Source organism: Methylococcus sp. ANG (assembly GCF_040730495.1).
In the GTDB taxonomy this organism is placed as follows: Bacteria; Pseudomonadota; Gammaproteobacteria; order Methylococcales; family Methylococcaceae; genus Methylococcus.
Genome location: NZ_CP160399.1, coordinates 292,798 through 311,596, shown reverse-complemented (window position 1 = coordinate 311,596; position 18,799 = coordinate 292,798). Strand labels below are relative to the sequence as shown.

Here is an 18,799-nt window from a genome sequence, read left to right as displayed (position 1 = left end):
CTTAGACCCGACGAATTTCCTGGGGGAGACCAACGTTTCGCTACGCGACCTACTCCTAATCGACCAGCCGCAAGCCGGGTGGCAGACCCTCGCCGAAAATGCGCTTCTCGTCCGCCGCATCCAGCACCCTGACCTCGGTCACCAGTTCCAGCCACGATTCCGGCGAGCGGGAGGCCGCCAGTTTTTCCGCGACCCGGTTCCGCAAGGCGGTGTCGAGGTCGCGCTCGCGGTCTCCGGTCAGACGCGCCAGCAGGGTCGCGGCGAAAGCGACGAAGCTCTGTTTCTTCCAGTCCCGCCGCAGGGCCATCTCCACCCAGCCTTCGGCTACTTCGCGGTCGACGAGATTGTGGGCGCTGCCATGGAACGGCGCACGCGCGCCGACGCGGCCCAAGGCCCACCAGAGCTCCGCCGAATCGGGCGCCTTGTCCAGGCGCTGGATGAGCCAGCCGCCCAGCAGGGCTTTGTCGCCGGACGACAGGCGCTCCATTGACGCCGCCAGCCGCAGCATGTCCTCGAAGCCGCGCTTCCTGGCCAGCGCTTCGGCATTGCCCCGCCGCGCCCGGACCGGATCGATGAAGCCGGCGATGTCGGCGAAGATGTGCTGTTGCGCCGCTGCCTCCAGCCCCCCGGCGATGCGCCGCCACAATATCCACCATTCGGACCAGTTCTGCGCCTCGTTCACGAACTGCAAGCCCTGCGAATACAGATTCCAGGCTTGCCCTACCCGCCAATCGTCCAGTGGCGCGCCGAAGCCGGGCCGCAGGCAATAGCCGGCCAGGCTCAGCCAGAGCCGCTCGTGATCGGGCGAGCGGCGGCGATGCGGGGCGCCTTCGAGCAGGGCCGCGTACAGTTCGCGGCACAGCGCGGTATCCCAGTCCTCGCGCTTGCCCAAAATCCTTTCGAGATCGCTGCGGAGCGCTTTGACGGCCTTGGGATCGAGCTGCTTGGCTTTCTTGCCGAAGATCAGCCCGATGTGACCCACCGCTTCCGCGGCGCGCGGATGCAGACTCGCGGGCACCGCCGGCTTCGCGCCTCCCGAACGGAGTTGCAACTCGAGGTCCCAGCGCTCTTTCGGGTCGGCGACCGACACGCATTGCAGCTTCAGCGTGCCGATCTCGGTGAGCCGCGCGGCGAGGCGCACCTCGACGTCGCCCTTCTCCTCCGCCTCGAAGGCCACCGCCAGCGGCGGCAGCTCGCCGAACCCGGCCTCGTCCAATACCGCCAAGTCACCTGGACCGTGGGCCGAGTCGGCGGTGGAGAAATACACGTGGAACCGTACCGGCCGGCCGACGCTCAGCAGGAAATTCCGCTGTTCCACGTTCCATTCCTGGCCCTCGGCGGCACCACGCGGCAGAATGCAGACGCCGCGGCGGACCTCATCCTTGCCGTCGCCGACCAGCAGATAATAGGCCCGGGCCGAGCCGCCGCCGATCTTCTGCACGGCGAGCCCCCGCCGCGCCAGCCCAAAGGCCACGGCACCGAAGGCGACGGCCTGGTCGGGGCGCGGGTTCCGCAGCATCGCCGGCGCCCGTCCGGACCAGGAACCGACGACTTCCGCCATCCGCCCGGCGATCACCGGGCTGTGGAATGCGCCCCCGTTCAGCAGCAGCGCGTCCGGCGCGGCTCCGCCGGCATCGTTCCGGTGCCGGGCCAGGAACGCCGCGGCATGGCGGGTGATCGCCGGATCGGACGCATATGGCAGGCCGAACTCGACCACGCCGCTGCGCCGCTCCGGCACCGCATCCGCCCCGACCCGCGGGAAGAATCCGTCCAGCACGACCTCGAGCGCTTCGTTCCGTCCCAGCTCGACCGAGCGGGCCCCGCCGATCAGACCGCCGCCCTTGCCGAGCAGGGTGACGGTCACGGACTCCGGTCCCTGCGCCGCCAGCAGCGTCTCCTTGGCCCGCCGGCACTGTTCGGCCAGCAGGATCAGATCGGTGGCGGAGAGGCTGCGCTCGGCCCCGGTCAGACGCGGCTCCAACCGGTGCGCCAGGGTGAGGTCGATGTTGTCCCCGCCCAGCATCAGATGATTGCCGACGGCAATACGTTCGAGCCTGGGTTCCGGCCCGCCGGCAACGACACGGATGAGGGTGAAATCGGTGGTGCCGCCGCCGACGTCGCAGACCAGCAGGAGGCTCACGCCCTCCAGTGTCTCGGTCAGACGGCCGCGATGGGTCCACAGGAAGTCGTAGCAGGCCGCCTGCGGTTCTTCGAGCAGGCGGACGTTCGGAAGGCCCGCCCGGCGCGCCGCCTCGACCGTCAGGGCACGGGCCGCGTCGTCGAACGATGCGGGGATGGTGACGACGAGCTCCTGCGCTTCCAGCGGATGCTCCGGGAAGTGCCGGTTCCAGGCACACCGCACGTGCCGCAGGAAACTCGCCGATGCCTCGACCGGCGAAACCTTGGGCACCTCGTCCGGCGCGCCCCAGGGCAGAATGTCGGCCGTGCGGTCGACGCCCGAGTGACACAGCCAGCTCTTGGCGCTGGCGACCAGCCGGCCCCGGCTGCGGCTGCCGAGCTGGCGGGCCAGCTCACCGATCACCGGGCGGCAGCCCGGCGCCATTTCCTCTACCGGCCAGGGCAAGGCGTTGTCCGCTTCGGCGAGTTCGCCCGCCGCCGGGTGGTAGCGCACCGAGGGCAGCAGCGGCCGTTCGGCAATCTGTCCCGGCGCGACGAGCTGCTCCAGCGGAAACAACTCGATCCGCGACGGATCGCCGCCGTCGGCGTAGGCGACGACGGTGTGCGTGGTGCCGAGGTCGATGCCTACGACGTAGCGTGGCGCAGCGGAAGACATGCGGAAATCAGCCGCCGAAGAGGAGCGGGGCCGGCCGCCGCCCCTTCGGTCAAGATCTATTTGTTGAAGGACCAGAACGGCTTCCTTTCGGCCGATTCGTCTCCGGCTTCCGGTTCCGGATCGGCGGTGCCGAGATAAGGCGCTTCGGGAACCGCCTCGCCGAAGGCTTCCGCCGGCTTCTCGCCGCTGCGCACCTCGAACTCGACCTTCCAGCGCTCGCCGCTGTCCCGCGCCACGGCTTCGAGCTGGAGCGTGCCGACCTCGGTCACCCGCGCCGCCAGCCGGACCGGCACCACCTCGCCGGGCTGGTGACCTTCGACCGGCAGGGTCACCTCGATTTCGTCCAGCTCCTCGATCTCGTCCTCGCGCCAATCCTCCATCCGGGTGCCGACCAGATCCTCGCGGCGCAGGGTCGAGGCGAAGAAACGGAAGCGCACCGGCTCGCCCACCACCAGCCCGAACTCCTCCGGCGGCAGCTCGGCCTCGGTGCCCTCCTCCATGCCGAACGGCGCGATACACAACGCCTGCAGCGGGGCAGGGAAGCCGGGCACCGCCGGCATGGCACTCTCCACGCCGACGTAATAGGCCGCCGCCGTGCCGCCGCGGATGCGCACACCCTGGCCCTTGCGCACGTAGCCGTAATAAGCCGCGCCCCGGGCCACGGCCAGATCCAGATCGGCCCCGTGCAGCAGACGCGCCGCAGGCGCGCCGTCGGCCTCCAGCCAACCGTTCAGCACCTCCAGCAGCCGCCGTTCCAGCGCTTCGGACTTGAACACGCCGCCGTTCAGCAGCAACGCGGTGGGATGGATGAAGCGCGCGCCCTCGGCCGCCGCGAAACCTTCCAGCTCGGCGGCCGCGTTCACCTGCTTGCTCAGGAAGCCGGCAAGATGGCAGGTGATGCGGGCGTCCTTGGCATAGGGCAGACCAATCGTGGTCAGGCCGGTGCGGGCCTGGACCAAAGGCTTCTCTTCAATCGAGACCTTGGGGAAGAAGCCCTCGATCAGGGTACGGTTGACTTCGTCCTTGGTCAGCTCGGTGCGCAGCGTCCCGCCGATGAGCGAGGAACCGCGGCTCGGCACCACCACCGCCACTTCGGAGACATCCGGATCGGACAGCAGCGATTCCTTGGCGTCCCGGCAGCCGTGCATCAGGGCCTGCACCTGCCAGGCCTCGAGCTTCCGGCCTTCGGCTTCCAGCTTCAGCTTGAGGCCGTAGGCCAGCGCCAGATCCATGTTGTCGCCGCCCAGCAGAATGTGATCGCCGATGGCGACGCGGTTGAGTTCCAGGTTGCCATCGGATTCGGTGACCGCGATCAACGAGAGGTCGGTGGTGCCGCCGCCCACGTCGACCACCAGGATGACGTCGCCCGGCTTGACCTGTTCGCGCCAGCCGCCGCCGCTGGTCTGGATCCAACTGTACAGCGCCGACTGGGGCTCCTCCAGCAGGATGGCCTGACGCAGCCCGAGGGCATGGGCCGCCTCCACCGTCAGTTCGCGCGCCGCCGGGTCGAACGAAGCCGGCACCGTGATGGTCAGGTCCTGCTCGCTCAAGGGATATTCGGGATGACGCGCGTTCCAGGCATCGCGCATGTGGCGCAGGTAGGCGACCGAAGCCTGCAGGGGCGAGACCCGCTTCACCTCTTCCGGCGCCTGGACCGGCAGGATAGGCGCGCGGCAGTCCACGCCACTGTGGCACAGCCAGCTCTTGGCGCTGGCGACCAGACGGATCGGGGTCTTGGAGCCGAGCTGGCGGGCCAGGTCGCCGGTGATGGCTTCGGGGTGTTCGTCCCAGGGCAGGACGACGTCACCCGGCGCCAGTTCGGCCTCGTGGGCCTGATACAGGAAGGACGGCAGTTGCTTCTTGTCGCCGACCGTACCCGGCGCGGTGAGCTGGGGGATTTCGAGGACTTCCAGCGGCGCTTTTTCGCCGTCGCAGCCGCTCAGGTCCACATAGGCCACCACGCTGTTGGTGGTGCCGAGGTCGATGCCGACCGAATAGCGGGTCTCGCTCACAGTTCCACCTCGGCTTGGGCGATGATGCGGCTGTCGTGGCCCTCCGCGACCTTGGGCAGGCGGATGTTTTCCACCTTCCAGCCGCGGTGGACCAGGGTGCCGGTGAAGGGCGGCTCGCCCACGATGTTGCCGGCCAGCCGCACGCTGGCGGCGTCGAAGCCCTTCGGGAGCGTCAGACGGCTGCCTTCGGTCTCGGTGCGCACCGGCGCCAGGTCGAAGGACTGGCCGATCACCTTGCGGCAGCCCTCGTGCACCACCCGCGCCGCCGCGCCGATCTCGGCGTCGGAATACTGCGCCACGTTTTCCTGCACGAAGTCGACGAAGCGCGCTTCCTTCTGCAACAGGGCCAGGAGCTGGAGCGCCGCGTCGGGCGTGGCTTCCTTCAGCACCACGGTTTCCTTCTTCACGACCGGCTCCGGCGCTTTCACGGGCTCGGGGGCGGGAGCAACCGCCGCCGGCGCAGCCTGAACCGTCACGGCGGGCTCGGGCTTCCGCCGCAACAGGGCGATCACCGCCACCGACAGCAGGATGATTTGCACCAGCAGCAAGGCCACCACTATGGCGGCCAGGCCGGCATGCACCGCGTCCAGCTTCGCGGGAATCAGATTCAGATCAATTTCCATGGCTTTCCCTTCTGGGGGGTGAGGATTGAGGGAGGGTGGATCGGCCGTCGCCGGCGGATTCGATTCGGACTCGGCATCCGCCGCACGTGCGGCCTGGGCCGACATCAGCAGCCGGACGAGGTCCCGGGCGCCGCGCGTGCGGTGCGAACGCATGTAGCGCCCGCTGATCGAATCGGGCACTTTCTCGGCATCGAACGCGGCTTTCATCGGGGTCAGCCGGTTTTCGCAAGTATGCAGAATCCGGTCGGTCTGAAGACGGGAATCGACGGCTTCGCCGACGTGAGCGCGGAATTCTTCGTTCAGGCAATCCTGGTACGCCTTGGCCGCCTCGTGCACCTTGGCCAGGGTCGCCTCGGACAGTGTCGTCGGTTGCCACTCGCCCTCCGCCCGGAGGAGCGCCGGCGCGCCCAGTGCCGCCAGGAGCACGGCGCCTGCCACGCATCGGCTATGCAATCGTGTGGTTCTCAATATTCTTCTAATCATCGGCAACGGGGGAGGTGCGATTTTACGCCATGTTGACGCGCTTCTCATGCCCTGGGCCGATATGAGGTTGCCGCAGCGGCATTACAAGCGTACGGGTGGAGCCGGGAAAGGCGGCGGATCGGCGAACAGGCCGTTTCCCCCATGGGAGCTTGCCCGACGCCCGGAGCTCGTTAGGCTTTCGAGAATCCGACTTCGCGAACCGCAACCGATGAAACTCTACATGACCCCCGGCTCCTGCTCGACTGGCATCCACATCCTGCTGGAAGAACTGGACATCCCCTTCGAGGCCTACATCGTGAACCTGCCGGCGGGCGACCACCGCAAGCCGGAGTACCTCGCGATCAATCCCAAGTCCACCATACCGACGCTGGTGCGCGACGACGGCACCGCGCTGACCGAATTCCAGGCCATCGCCTTCTGGTTGGCCCTGGCCTACCCCAGAGCCAAGCTCCTGCCGGAAGACCCCGACGGTGCGGCCAGCGTGATCGAAACGCTGGCCTATGTGGTCGGCACCCTGCACGGACACGGCTTCGCCCGGATATTCACCACCGAGAGCTTCACACCCAGCGCAGCCGACCACGAGGCCGTCCGGGCGCACGGCCGGGAGATCGTCGACAAGGGATTCGCGATCGTGAATCAAGTCCTGGCCGGGAGAGAGTACGTGGCCGGGAGTTTCTCGATCGCCGATGCCGCGCTGTTCTACGTCGAATTCTGGGCCGACAGGCTCGAGTTCGAGCTGCCCGGGCACTGCCTGGCGCACTACCGGCGAATGCTCCAGCGCCCCGCGGTGCAGCGGGTACTCCGGGAGGAGGGCTACCGCTGAAATGACACAGCCCCGCCGGCACCTGTGAACAAGGCCGAGCCTGGCTTCGTTTGCCGCTCCAAGGCCCACGCGACGTGCTCGCGCACCAACGCGGATGCATCGTCGAGCCGCTGCCGCAAGGCATCCGCCAGGTTCGGATGGGGCGGCGCGTTGCCGATGGCCACCGCCACGTTGCGCAGCCAGCGCTCATGGCCGATGCGGCGAATGGCCGACCCTTCCGTGCGGCGCAGGAATTCGGCCTCATCCCAGGCGAAGAACTCCAGCAACAAGGCACGATCGAAGCCCTGGCGGGGCAGAAAGTCGGCTTCCTCCGTCATCCGCGCGAAGCGGTTCCACGGACAGACCATCTGGCAGTCATCGCAGCCGTAGATGCGGTTGCCGATGCCGGGGCGCAGCGCCTCCGGAATCGATCCCTTGAGTTCGATGGTGAGGTAGGAGACGCAACGGCGGGCGTCGAGCCGGTAGGGGGCGACGATGGCCTGGGTCGGACAGACGTCGATGCAAGCCCGGCACTGGCCGCAGTGATTGGTGGCCGGCCGGTCCGGAGGCAGCGGCAGGTCCGTGTAGATTTCGCCGAGGAAGAACCAGGACCCGGCCTCGCGGTTGATGAGATTGGTGTGCTTGCCGATCCAGCCGAGTCCGGCGTTCTCCGCCAGCGCCTTTTCCAGCACCGGCGCGCTGTCGGTATAGGCCCGGTAGCCGAACGGCCCGGCGTGCCGGGCGATGGTCTCCGCCAGCCTCTGCAGACGGCCGCGCACGAGCTTGTGGTAATCCCGCCCCAGCGCGTAACGCGACACGTAGGCGGCGGCCGGGTCCGCCAGCGCCTCTTTCATGTCGCGCACAGGTTCGGGCAGATAGTCCATCCGCACGCTGATGACCGACAGCGTGCCGGGCTCCAGCTCCGCGGGACGGCTGCGCTTCAGCCCGTGCCGGGCCATGTAGTCCATTTCGCCATGAAAACCCGCCGCCAGCCATTCGAGCAACCGGGCTTCGTGTCCGCCCAGGTCGACGCCTGCGAAGCCCACTTGCTGAAAGCCCTGCGCCCTGCCCCATTCGCGGATGCGTTCCTTCAGCGCCGTGAAACCGGGGAATGGGACATCGGCATGGGATGCCGGAAGAAACCACCCTTGACACATACAGAGGTCGCTCCAACTTCGGATAAGACTCTAACGTCTATTGAAAAAAATGCCATGCAACACGGATCATCTTGTCCATGCTGAAAAATACCGTCATCAGCTTCGATAGAAACGGCATGGGGCCGTACATGGCCCAGGTTACCTCCGTGGTGGTTCACCTTCAGGCTCCGGCGAAAATTCCACGATATTGTGAACTGCGAATGGACGGGCGGAATCCCGTTTCATGACCACCCTGGACGACGGCTGAGATTCGGTGATCTCCATGCTGCCCGCGCCGATTCCCCTGCTGCCGTCCCTGGCATACCTTGCCCCGACGCCAGCGGCCGGACCGCCGAACGTCCTTTTCATTTCCGGATCCTTCTTCTCGTAAGGCGACCAGTCCAGCCAGGCGTGCAGATCGTCGATGAACGGGAATATTTTTTGGGTGGCGTGTTGATGCGGATAGTCCGCTGGACTTGAAACGTATCGGGTCTGGTCGATGCATAGATGAGCAGGGCAAGGAGCAAGACCACGAACTTGACGCATGAGTGACTCCAGTCGATATCGAAATCAAACGGCCGAGGCGTCCGGCGGCTGTTTTTCGAAACAGACGTCGAGTTCCCGGAGCCGCTCGATCGCCTCACCGGGGGCGAAGTCTTCCAGCTCGAACAACTGGCGAACTTCGATCTCGCATTCGACGCCGTCGATGGTTGGATTGGGAAAGCGCCGCGTCCATTCCATCGCTTCTTCCCTCGATTTCGCCTGGATGAGCGTGTAGCCGGCGATCAGTTCCTTGGTTTCGGCAAACGGACCGTCGACCACCGAGCGCTTGTCGCCCGAGTACCGGATGCGCCAGCCTTTCGCGCTCGGTTGCAGGCCGGAGCCTTCGAGCAGCATCCCGGCTTTCTGCAGTTCCTCGTGGTAGCTCGCCATTTCGGCAAGGAGATTTTCCGGAGGCATCACCCCCGCCTCGGAATCCTTCGTGGCTTTGACGATGATCATGAATCGCATCGGTCTTCTCCTCTCGGCTACGCCGGCTCGCTGCATTCGGCGAGGACCATCCAGCATACGCCGAAGCGGTCGATGACCATGCCGAACCGGGGGGAAAAGAAGGTCTTCGCCAGAGGCATCTGTACCTGGCCGCCCTCGGCCAGGGCGGCGAACAGGCGATCGGCCTCGTTTTCGTCCGCCACCGTCAGCGTCAGCGCAAATCCCTGGAAGCTGGGCTGTCCGCCGCAGCGGCCGTCGGATGCCAGAATGACGCTGTCACCGACGCGGAAGCTCGCGTGCATCACCTTGTCTTCGCCTCCCTCGGGAAGCGCGCATTGCGGCGGCTCTGGACTCTCCTTGAAACGCATGAGCATGATCATCTCGGCGCCCAGTGCCGACCGGTAAAACTCGAGCGCCTCGTCGCAGCGTCCGTCGAAAAACAGATAGGGCTGAATTTGCATGACGATGTTCTCCTCTGATGGTGGGTCGATCCCGACGAAGTCGGACCTGCCGGCATGCTGCTCGCACAGGTCTCACTGAACAGTCGAATGACGTACACGGCAATCGACAGGGGCCGCGAATTTTTTTTCGTTACGGATTCAAGGCCCCGACCGGCCGCACCTCGACGCTGCCAACCCGCGCCGATAATGGGGTTTCTCTACATGGCCGAGTGAACCTCTTATTATTTAGATGATGACATATATCCTGCAGCGTCCAATCGCGGGAGGTATACGGTAAACTCGCTACCTCCGTCGATGGCACTCTGGACATCGATTTTTCCTCCATGTTCCTTCACAATGGAGTAGCAAATCGACAGACCGAGGCCTGTACCTTTTCCTGCCGCCGAAGTGGTATAAAAAGGATCGAAAATTTTGTCGATGTCCGACTCCGGTATACCGCAACCCGTATCTGTAACCCTGATACGAATATCCCGGGCATCCTGTTCCAGTCGCAACTTCATCGTACCGCCATCAGGCATGGCATTGATGGCATTCAACAAGATGTTAATCAGTACTTGTTGAATCAGGTTGGCTATGCCTTTGACCAAGACGGGTGATGGAGGAATTTCCCAATGAAGCGCAATACCTTGAACCTTGGCTTGGTTGATTATCAACTGAAGCGTTTCCTCAATAACCGGTACCAGGTCGATCGGAGCCAGATCCGTTCGGGTAGTGGGGCGGGCAAAACGCAACAAATTCTCGATGATGACCGAGGTCTTGTTTATTCCAGTGCGGATATCTTCGACACACTCCCGGCGAAATTCGTCCGTAATATCGTCTTCCATGAGGAACTGGGCTGCCGAATAACAAATCGCCAAGGGATTTCTTATTTCGTGTGCAATACCGCCAGCCATGACCCCCAGTGCGGCAAGCTTCTGAGACTGGACCAACTGCATTTCCAGCTTCCTGTATTCGGTGAGATCTCTCCCTACTGCAACGATACCGGTGGTTTCGCCGCCGTCGGTACGCATCGGCGAGCAGACCCAGGAAACTGGAAGCGCCGCTCCAGTCCTGGTTATCAAATGCCATTCACCTATTTGGGAACGGATGGATCGTCCCGCCTTTAGCGTTTCGAATGCCACCTCGACCTCTATCCTATGCTGCGAGGCGCAATATTCAATGAAATGGCGGTCTCGGACTTCCTGCAAGGAATATCCGGAAAGCTGCTCAGCTGCGGTATTCCAGGTCAGTATTCGACCATCGATCGTCACCGAGAGAACTATGTCGCGCGCACTTTCCACGACGCTAGCCAAGTGGCGTTCCACGCGCCGCACCTCTTCGCTCAAGAGCACCTGCTCGGTAACGTCGTCCAGCAAGAGCAGGACACTTTCCACGCTCCCATCCCACATGAACGGCACGATGCGATAATAATAGAGTTGTTTCCGATGATAACCGCATGATTACAAAGAAATTTTTAGATTCCAAAGGCCAGCGCCAAGCCCGAAAAAGCTATCTATGAATAGACTGAGTCGGTTTCTAATGCGATGCATCAAGCAATGAAAGGTCTTCATTCCTCCAATGGAGTGTTCGACGGAGATGCGAGTTCGCGCTTGCTTTTTGTTCTCGCGCCTTTGTTGATCTGCCAACGCGGGATGAGGATTGTTCTTGGAGGCTCTGGGTTTCTTATGAGGCAGGTGAATTCTGGCTTTATTCCCATAATCGGAAGCGGCCCCCAAGAACCCCAAATCCAACCAGACATCGGCACCGTCAAACCATGATAAGGCAGGATCGAACCATCGCTTCATCAGCGCATAATCATGAACACTGCCGGCCACGATACTTCCAACGAACAAAATTTGCCGTGCCAGGGTCGAAATGACTAGGGTTTTAACCGTATGGCGTTTTTTTTACCGCTATAGTGGGCTTTCTGCTGATCGTCATCCTGCGGCCTGACGCAACTGCATTCCACCCCGTCAATGATGATATCTCCATGTTTTTCAATCAGCTTCATCATCTCTCCCGGGGTCGTCAGCTCCCGCTCGGGCAGCAGATCAAGTTTCGCCAGGCTGCGCCGTAACACGGGCAGAAGTTGCGCCACATGGCGATGCGCGTGTCCCGAGCTGAAGCCAAAATGAAAGCCCAGGACATCGAAGGTACAGTAGGTCTTGAGGTAATGCAAAATGAAGAACAGCTTCTTATCTATCCGATCGAGATAGCCCACATGGCCACCTTTGGGTACCCGTTTTATTTCGCCTTGCTGAACGCGTTCTTGCTGAATCTCCGCATGAGCCTCCTCAAAGATAGGGCAAAGCTTGGCGAATTGCGCCTTACTCATTCCGATCAGGGCTCTGACGGTACGCTCACTGGTTTCTTCCATGAACTTTTCAAAAATCATTGGCTGACATCATTCGATTGTTGTTAATTGTTTTATACCACAACAAATCCATTTATTTCAACGGAAGCAACTCTAATAAAACCGCATTGGCAGACCCGGTGCGCGATAGGTGATTCTTTCCCCATGACTGGACACATTGGTGGAAAAGGCCTGCTGTATCCTGAACAGAATATTGGTGTGATCCAGAATCCCAGGCGGAAAGACGTCGTGAAGTTTTCGACCGAGTGTATCGGCAGAAGAACGCCTGCTCCTTTCAAGGAAATTCCGATTGGTGGACAAGATACGGAATTCTCGATCGACCAGCAGCACGGAGGATGGGATAGCATCAACCAGCATCGCGTAAAGTTTTGAATATATCTCGTGCGACGGCATTTCCAGTGCGCCGTGGGCCGAATCGATAAGGCGGGAGTTATCGCTTTGGCCGACCATGACTCACGTCAAAATAGTCCAAAAGGATATCTTGTTAGTCCAAGGTCAGCATGGATCGGAAACTGTAGGGAGGCCACGGACCACTCCACTGGACATCAATTCCTAAACGCCGATGTTCTGCTCGCGCCTCTTCCATGCGTTCGTCGATTTCGGACGAAAATGTCGCCGGCCACAGGGCTGCCCAATGGCCCAAAGGCTGCTTGTCGGAGTCCTCCAGCGGAGGGAGAGCCCGGCCACAAACGCCGGCAGCATCATGTGTCAGCTCCTCCAATATGCGTACACAAAGCGTTTTATAATCTGAGACTACGCTGTATTTCGCATCCCGGCGCAATCGCTGTTCAACGAGATAACGTTTCCCGCCGGACAAACCCCCAATGACATCCCTTTCCATATCTATGCGGTCTTGTACCCATTTGTCCTGGGCTTTGCTGGGATTAAAGAATACTTTGATGTCCCATTCCGCCATCCCCGCAGTGGCCCGAAAAAATCTGTCAAGACTCGCGTGTTCCCGGACAAGCACGCTCTTAAGGGAGTCGAGGGACCCGTACAAGGTCCCGAATTGGGCCGGATAGACTGGAACTTTGGACCATACCAACTCGATAACCCTTGCATGATGCAAGGCGCGATGTGTGGCCCAGTCAGCATCGGCAAACAAATCGTCGCTGACCCAGCCCTCTACATTTTCAATACGGCTTAACACCGCTCCTATTTCGCCACAGGCCTCCCAGTGAACTGAACCAAACAGGTTCGGAAACTCGCTTAGGCAAAGATCCTCAGGCGCCGCCTGCGGCGTCAAACAATAGAGATAAAGGGCGGCGCTCATCTTACTCCTGCCTCCTCTACCAGCGCAGCTTCCAAATCCGCGGCCTCGATCTTTACCTCGATGGGCATCTCGGCCTCGAGTTGCCGGCTTCTCACCGCGCGCCTCACCGCCCTAAGCGCGGCATGCTGGCACACGGCAGCGACGCGGGCTCCACTGAAACCCGCACACTTTGCAGCAAGGGAAACGACATCGACGCCCTCGGCCAGGGGCTTGTCCTTGAGATGCACGGAAAAGATCGCTGCCCGATCGGCATCCCCCGCGACGGGAATCTCGATGATTTCATCGAAGCGCCCCGGCCTGACTACGGCCGGATCGAGAATATCCGGACGATTGGTCGCACCCAGCACGAGCACCCCTTTCAGCTCTTCGACGCCGTCGAACTCGACGAGGAACTGGCTCAACACCCTTTCGGTAACGTGAGCATCCGTCCCCCCCATGCCACGAGCCGGTAACAAAGCGTCGATTTCGTCGAAGAAAATGATACAAGGGGCTGCCTGCTTGGCCTTGTGGAAAATCTCGCGCACTGCCCTTTCCGATTCGCCTACGAACTTGGAGAGCAGTTCCGGTCCCTTGACGGGGATGAAATTGACTTGGCTCTCGTTCGCCAGTGCCTTCGCCAGCATGGTTTTACCGCAACCCGGAGGACCGGCCAGCAAGATGCCTTTAGGCGGACGAGTGCCTGCCTGCTCGAAAATATCGGCAAACTTCAGTGGCCAGATCACGGCTTCGATGAGGCGTTCTTTTACCGAATCCAAACCGCCTACGTCCTGCCAGCCTATACTTGGCACTTCCACGAACACTTCACGCACTGCCGACGGCTCGACCTCCCGCAGAGCCGAAAGAAAATCCTCCATGGATATCTCAAGCCCCTGCAGCTTCTCGTAGGGGATGGTCTGCAAGCCGAAATCGATTTCCTGGATTAGCCCCCGCAAGCAACTCATGGCCGCCTCGCGGCACAGCGCTTCCAGGTCCGCCCCGACATAGCCGTGGGTGATTTCCGCGAGATGAGACAGATCGACATCATCGGCCAGGGGCATCCCCCGACTGTGGATTTCCAGGACTTCCTTTCGTCCGAAGCGATCGGGGATGGGAATGGCGATTTCCCGATCGAACCGGCCGGGGCGACGGAGTGCGGGATCCAGCACATTGGGCAGATTGGTGGCGGCGATGACGATCAGATTGGGACGGCGGTTCAATCCATCCATCAGCGCGAGCAACTGGGCCACCACGCGCTTTTCCACTTCGCCGACGACCTGCTCGCGCTTAGGCGCGATAGCGTCGATTTCGTCCAGAAAAATGATGCTCGGAGCCTTGCGCGAGGCCTCATCAAACACCTTTCGCAGATGGGCTTCGCTTTCCCCGTAGAACTTATGGATGATTTCCGGCCCGCTGATTACGAAGAAGTTGGCTTCCGTCTCCTGGGCAATCGCCCGTGCAATCAATGTCTTACCGCAGCCCGGAGGCCCATACAGAAGTACACCTTTCGGCGCGTCGATGCCGAGCCGTTCGAAGACCTCGGGGTGGCGGAGCGGCAGCTCGATCATTTCTCGAATACGGTACAACTGGGGCTTGAGACCGCCAATGTCCTCATAAGACAAACGTTGAACCGCGGCCTGCTCCGCCTTTTCGGCGGCGCCCCCTGCGCGCGGCTGCTCTAGAACCAAGTGGGTCGGCGGACCGATCAACACGGCGCCTTTCGGCTTTGTGCCCGTAACCGTAAACTCAACCGCACGACTGCCGAACAGATTGATGCGGATACGATCGCCGTCGACCACCGGCAGTCCGTCCATGCGTGCGGCGATGTATTCCAGATCCCCCTGTTTCGGCGTGGCGTTGACCGGCGCCACTACGATCTGGTCGGCAATGGGACACGAAACCCGCCGCAACGTTACCGATTCGTCCAAGCCCACCTTGGCGTTTATACGACTCAAGCCATCCAACTGTATGCGCCCCTGGCCCCGCATCTCCTTGTAGGCGGGCATGGCTCGGCAGACGGTGGCACGCTTACCGCTGACCTCGATGATGTCGCCCACCTCGACACCCAGGCGTTCGATATCCATTGGGTCGAGGCGGGCGATGGCGCGCCCGACATCCTTAGGCAACGCCTCGGCGACTTTGAACTTTTCCAGGTTCTGTTCGTCATCGCTCATGGCTCGCCTCATTCATTTAAACATTTGATTTCCAAGATTCCGTTGTTACAGGAGAGCCGCAGGTGGTCGCGGTCGTAGGCCCGTGGCAACAGGATTTCCTTGTGGTATTTCTTGGTACCGCTGGATGCTTCCAGAGTCATGATGTCATCCGCCATCTCGACGTTGACGTCTTCCAGGCCGATACCCGGCATTTCAGCGACGACCAAGGTGTGGTCGGCTTCTTCGAACACGTCCACGATTGGCTCGGAGACCTCCGGGGTCACGGTATAGCCGTGCTCCTGATCGCCGCGGAGATTGCCGAACGGCTCTACTTTCGGGCCCTCTTCTCCCAGCCCTACTTTCACCTTCAAACCGTAGACGGCGCGCAATGCCTTATCTTTGCCACTGCCGGCTACGTCGCCGAGCTCGTGTAATTCCTTGCCTGTTTTGGCCAGCTCGTTCAGCTTGTCCACCAAGCCCGTAAGTCCGGAGAGAATGCCCTCCAGCGCCTCGCCCCCGGTAAGACCTTCTTTCTTTTTGTTCATGAACCATCCTCCTCTTCCCAATTCAATGTGAATAACATCTCGACCGGAACGTGCTCCGTTCAGTTGTAGCCGATGTCTATGGAGTATTCCTTGACCTTGTTGAGCAGTGTCTTGTAATCGATGCGCAGAAGTTGGGCCGCCTTGACCTTGTTACCAGTGGTATGGCGTAAGGCACTTACCAGGATTTTTCTTTCGATTTGGGCGACCTCCCGCCGCACGACATCTTTCAGCGGTGTGTCCAGCCATTCCTTATCGTTTCCTACGACCAGATTCGTCAATGACGAAGCGGGGATGATCGACGGGTCCAGAAGATTCATATGGTGTAACTCTACATATTCGTCGGCCATCAGGACTGCTTGCCGGACGACATTGCGTAACTGCCTCACGTTCCCTGGCCAGTTGTAGCAATGCATGCGCTCTACCGCCTCGGCGCTAAAACCCTGGACAGCCCGACCCAGTTCCTGATTTGTCTCGTTCAGGAAACGCCGAGCCAGATGGTTGATGTCTTCACGCCGGTCGCGCAGCGTTGGAAGCCGCAACATGAACTCATTCAGACGAAAGAAAAGATCGGAGCGGAATTCGCCCCGTTCTGCTGCGAAGGTCAGATCCTGATTGCACGCTGCAATCAAGCGGACGTTGGCGCGTATCGGTTCCGTACCGCCAAGGCGGTAAATGACGCGCTCCTGAATCGCCCGCAACAGCTTGCCTTGCGCTGTCCAGGAAAGATTGGAAATCTCGTCCAGGAACAAGGTGCCACCGTTCGCCAATTCAAACTTGCCCGGCTTGCGGTGGACGGCGCCGGTAAAAGCTCCTTTTTCATGACCGAACAGTTCGCTTTCCAGGAGCTGATCCGGTAACGCTCCACAATCGACCGGGATGAATGGTCCTTTCCTCCTGGAACTGGTTCGGTGAATAGCCTGGGACACGAGCTCCTTGCCAGTCCCGGTTTCTCCGATGAGCAATAGAGTTGCTTCCGTTGAAATAAATGGATTTGTTGTGGTATAAAACAATTAACAACAATCGAATGATGTCAGCCAATGATTTTTGAAAAGTTCATGGAAGAAACCAGTGAGCGTACCGTCAGAGCCCTGATCGGAATGAGTAAGGCGCAATTCGCCAAGCTTTGCCCTATCTTTGAGGAGGCTCATGCGGAGATTCAGCAAGAACGCGTTCAGCAAGGCGAAATAAAACGGGTACCCAAAGGTGGCCATGTGGGCTATCTCGATCGGATAGATAAGAAGCTGTTCTTCATTTTGCATTACCTCAAGACCTACTGTACCTTCGATGTCCTGGGCTTTCATTTTGGCTTCAGCTCGGGACACGCGCATCGCCATGTGGCGCAACTTCTGCCCGTGTTACGGCGCAGCCTGGCGAAACTTGATCTGCTGCCCGAGCGGGAGCTGACGACCCCGGGAGAGATGATGAAGCTGATTGAAAAACATGGAGATATCATCATTGACGGGGTGGAATGCAGTTGCGTCAGGCCGCAGGATGACGATCAGCAGAAAGCCCACTATAGCGGTAAAAAAAACGCCATACGGTTAAAACCCTAGTCATTTCGACCCTGGCACGGCAAATTTTGTTCGTTGGAAGTATCGTGGCCGGCAGTGTTCATGATTATGCGCTGATGAAGCGATGGTTCGATCCTGCCTTATCATGGTTTGACGGTGCCGATGTCTGGTTGGATTTGGGGTTCTTGGGGGCCGCTTCCGATTATGGGAATAAAGCCAGAATTCACCTGCCTCATAAGAAACCCAGAGCCTCCAAGAACAATCCTCATCCCGCGTTGGCAGATCAACAAAGGCGCGAGAACAAAAAGCAAGCGCGAACTCGCATCTCCGTCGAACACTCCATTGGAGGAATGAAGACCTTTCATTGCTTGATGCATCGCATTAGAAACCGACTCAGTCTATTCATAGATAGCTTTTTCGGGCTTGGCGCTGGCCTTTGGAATCTAAAAATTTCTTTGTAATCATGCGGTTATCATCGGAAACAACTCTAATACGTTGAAGTTCGAAGCTGCGACTCGCTCCACTTGTTGCGCCAGGTCCCGGATTACCCGGCTTGGCCCCATGGAATCCTGGAGTCCCGAATGTATTTCGCCCTCGGTGGTCAATCGGTGAGCTACCGACGGAGAATGCGAAGCTTCTTGTCTGGCTAACGTTGAACGAATAATGTTCAACAGCTTTTTGTGATCGAACGGCTTGGCAAGAAAATCAACCGCTCCGGCGCGCATTGAATCGACGGCGGTCTGAACACTGGCATAAGCCGTAATCACGACGACCGGCAATTCCGGCAAGATCAGCCGCGCCTCACGCATGACATCCTGCCCCGTCATGTCCGGTAGCCGGTAATCGAGGAGCAACAGATCCGGCGGCGATTTGTGGATGGCATCCAATGCCGAAAGACCGGAATGTGCAACCTCCGCACACAAGCCTTCTTTCCTGATCAAACGCGCAAGGAGGTTGCAAATGGCAGGTTCGTCATCGACGATCAGGATATCCCTGGCGGTGTCGCTCATACACTTTGTCCCTCTTGGCTGGGAATCCTTACCGGAGACACGATTGGGCAAATTACCCGGATATCAGATGGCAACTTACCCTCCAGCGAATGTAGCAAGCCGAGGAACAGCAAACCGGATTCTCCCGGCCGCAGAGTTGCGGCAATTCTGTCCGCGATGAAGCCATCACGCCGTTTCAACAGTTCCGCGCTACGAGCCTCCATTTCCGTGAAATTGGTCGTCGTCTTCGTCTTGTTATGGGCCAGATAGTGTGTGACAATTTGATATTCTTCAATAAGTAAATCGGGAGATTCTGTGCCCATCAGCATCGCGCCACGCTCGTACAGCGTCAGAAGTAATTGATGATTGTGGCTCCCTGATTTCGCCAAATCCCTGACAATCAGCAGCTCGTGGCCGCAGACGGGAAGGCCGTCCTGGTATAGTCGACAGGAGGGATAATCCAGATGCAAGCTTTCGATCAATTCCTCGATGCGGGCCCAGCCCTGTTCGATCGACCTGCATTGGGCTTCCCATTTCGCCAGCCCGATCTTCTCGATGGCCTTCATGGCAGCCTGCTCTCCCAACCCGCCCATGTCGGCCCTGCTATGAAGGATAGGAAAGTAGTAGAGAACCCGCTGCGGCCCATGTTCACTCGACCACGTGGGTAAAGCATCACTACCGGACTGCATTTCCCCTCC

Annotated in this window: 20 protein-coding genes; 3 read left to right on the top strand and 17 right to left on the bottom strand. The window is 60.4% G+C overall.

Annotated features, from left to right (window positions below):
- Window positions 1-55 precede the first annotated feature (55 nt).
- Genes ABZN20_RS01450 through ABZN20_RS01440 form a run of 3 tightly spaced genes read right to left on the bottom strand, consistent with a single transcriptional unit; the run spans window position 56 to window position 5,867 of the window.
- On the bottom strand, window positions 56-2,794 hold the full coding sequence (locus tag ABZN20_RS01450; RefSeq protein ID WP_367026555.1) for an Hsp70 family protein: 2,739 nt from the start codon (window positions 2,792-2,794) through the stop codon (window positions 56-58).
- A 56-nt stretch (window positions 2,795-2,850) separates the two neighbouring features.
- On the bottom strand, window positions 2,851-4,806 hold the full coding sequence (locus ABZN20_RS01445) for an Hsp70 family protein (protein ID WP_367026554.1): 1,956 nt from the start codon (window positions 4,804-4,806) through the stop codon (window positions 2,851-2,853).
- The gene (locus ABZN20_RS01440; protein ID WP_367026553.1) at window positions 4,803-5,867 is read right to left on the bottom strand and encodes a DUF2760 domain-containing protein; all 1,065 of its coding nucleotides are present in this window, start codon (window positions 5,865-5,867) and stop codon (window positions 4,803-4,805) included. Before ABZN20_RS01440 ends, ABZN20_RS01445 begins: the two co-directional genes overlap by 4 nt.
- Before the next feature lie 253 nt (window positions 5,868-6,120).
- On the opposite strand from ABZN20_RS01440, the gene ABZN20_RS01435 reads away from it, so the two are divergent.
- A complete protein-coding gene (locus ABZN20_RS01435; protein WP_423246424.1) occupies window positions 6,121-6,735 on the top strand; it encodes a glutathione S-transferase family protein in 615 nt (204 codons plus the stop codon).
- Here the strand turns inward: ABZN20_RS01435 and queG are convergent.
- The 12 genes from queG to ABZN20_RS01375 all read right to left on the bottom strand — a co-directional run bounded on the left by queG (window position 6,726) and on the right by ABZN20_RS01375 (window position 16,611).
- Window positions 6,726-7,871: a tRNA epoxyqueuosine(34) reductase QueG gene (queG, locus tag ABZN20_RS01430; RefSeq protein ID WP_367026551.1), complete on the bottom strand. Its 1,146-nt coding sequence runs from the start codon at window positions 7,869-7,871 to the stop codon at window positions 6,726-6,728. The two genes, ABZN20_RS01435 and queG, sit on opposite strands and share 10 nt — an antisense overlap.
- Window positions 7,872-8,009: 138 nt before the next feature.
- Entirely contained in the window at window positions 8,010-8,396 is a 387-nt protein-coding gene (locus ABZN20_RS01425) for an SRPBCC family protein (protein WP_367026550.1), read from the bottom strand.
- 24 nt (window positions 8,397-8,420) lie between these two features.
- Entirely contained in the window at window positions 8,421-8,861 is a 441-nt protein-coding gene (locus tag ABZN20_RS01420) for a YciI family protein (protein WP_367026549.1), read from the bottom strand.
- Between the two features lie 17 nt (window positions 8,862-8,878).
- Window positions 8,879-9,301, bottom strand: a complete 423-nt coding sequence (locus tag ABZN20_RS01415; RefSeq protein WP_218806364.1) for a VOC family protein — start codon at window positions 9,299-9,301, stop codon at window positions 8,879-8,881.
- A gap of 221 nt (window positions 9,302-9,522) precedes the next feature.
- On the bottom strand, window positions 9,523-10,674 hold the full coding sequence (locus ABZN20_RS01410; RefSeq protein ID WP_367026548.1) for a two-component system sensor histidine kinase NtrB: 1,152 nt from the start codon (window positions 10,672-10,674) through the stop codon (window positions 9,523-9,525).
- Between the two features lie 66 nt (window positions 10,675-10,740).
- A complete protein-coding gene (locus tag ABZN20_RS01405; RefSeq protein WP_367025614.1) occupies window positions 10,741-11,133 on the bottom strand; it encodes a transposase family protein in 393 nt (130 codons plus the stop codon).
- Window positions 11,134-11,159: 26 nt separating this feature from the next.
- Window positions 11,160-11,675, bottom strand: a complete 516-nt coding sequence (locus tag ABZN20_RS01400; protein ID WP_367025613.1) for a helix-turn-helix domain-containing protein — start codon at window positions 11,673-11,675, stop codon at window positions 11,160-11,162.
- 72 nt (window positions 11,676-11,747) lie between these two features.
- Entirely contained in the window at window positions 11,748-12,011 is a 264-nt protein-coding gene (locus tag ABZN20_RS01395; protein ID WP_367027599.1) for a PAS domain-containing protein, read from the bottom strand.
- A gap of 127 nt (window positions 12,012-12,138) precedes the next feature.
- Window positions 12,139-12,927, bottom strand: coding sequence for a GvpL/GvpF family gas vesicle protein (locus ABZN20_RS01390; RefSeq protein ID WP_367026547.1), 789 nt, complete (start codon window positions 12,925-12,927; stop codon window positions 12,139-12,141).
- On the bottom strand, window positions 12,924-15,077 hold the full coding sequence (locus ABZN20_RS01385) for a CDC48 family AAA ATPase (protein WP_367026546.1): 2,154 nt from the start codon (window positions 15,075-15,077) through the stop codon (window positions 12,924-12,926). The genes ABZN20_RS01390 and ABZN20_RS01385 overlap by 4 nt, the downstream gene beginning before the upstream one ends.
- A gap of 8 nt (window positions 15,078-15,085) precedes the next feature.
- The gene (locus ABZN20_RS01380; protein WP_367026545.1) at window positions 15,086-15,601 is read right to left on the bottom strand and encodes an Hsp20/alpha crystallin family protein; all 516 of its coding nucleotides are present in this window, start codon (window positions 15,599-15,601) and stop codon (window positions 15,086-15,088) included.
- Between the two features lie 59 nt (window positions 15,602-15,660).
- Window positions 15,661-16,611: a sigma-54 interaction domain-containing protein gene (locus tag ABZN20_RS01375; RefSeq protein WP_367026544.1), complete on the bottom strand. Its 951-nt coding sequence runs from the start codon at window positions 16,609-16,611 to the stop codon at window positions 15,661-15,663.
- Window positions 16,612-16,638: 27 nt separating this feature from the next.
- Between ABZN20_RS01375 and ABZN20_RS01370 the strand changes: the two genes are divergently transcribed.
- Both ABZN20_RS01370 and ABZN20_RS01365 read left to right on the top strand, forming a co-directional pair.
- Window positions 16,639-17,154 carry a helix-turn-helix domain-containing protein gene (locus tag ABZN20_RS01370; RefSeq protein WP_367025613.1) on the top strand — a complete coding sequence of 172 codons (516 nt, stop codon included), beginning with the start codon at window positions 16,639-16,641 and terminating at the stop codon, window positions 17,152-17,154.
- A 26-nt stretch (window positions 17,155-17,180) separates the two neighbouring features.
- Window positions 17,181-17,573, top strand: coding sequence for a transposase family protein (locus ABZN20_RS01365; protein ID WP_367025614.1), 393 nt, complete (start codon window positions 17,181-17,183; stop codon window positions 17,571-17,573).
- Here the strand turns inward: ABZN20_RS01365 and ABZN20_RS01360 are convergent, their stop codons facing one another.
- The gene (locus tag ABZN20_RS01360; RefSeq protein WP_367026543.1) at window positions 17,574-18,122 is read right to left on the bottom strand and encodes a sigma-54-dependent transcriptional regulator; all 549 of its coding nucleotides are present in this window, start codon (window positions 18,120-18,122) and stop codon (window positions 17,574-17,576) included. It lies immediately after the preceding gene.
- Window positions 18,119-18,667, bottom strand: coding sequence for a hypothetical protein (locus tag ABZN20_RS01355; RefSeq protein ID WP_367026542.1), 549 nt, complete (start codon window positions 18,665-18,667; stop codon window positions 18,119-18,121). The genes ABZN20_RS01360 and ABZN20_RS01355 overlap by 4 nt, the downstream gene beginning before the upstream one ends.
- Between the last annotated feature and the right edge of the window lie 132 nt (window positions 18,668-18,799).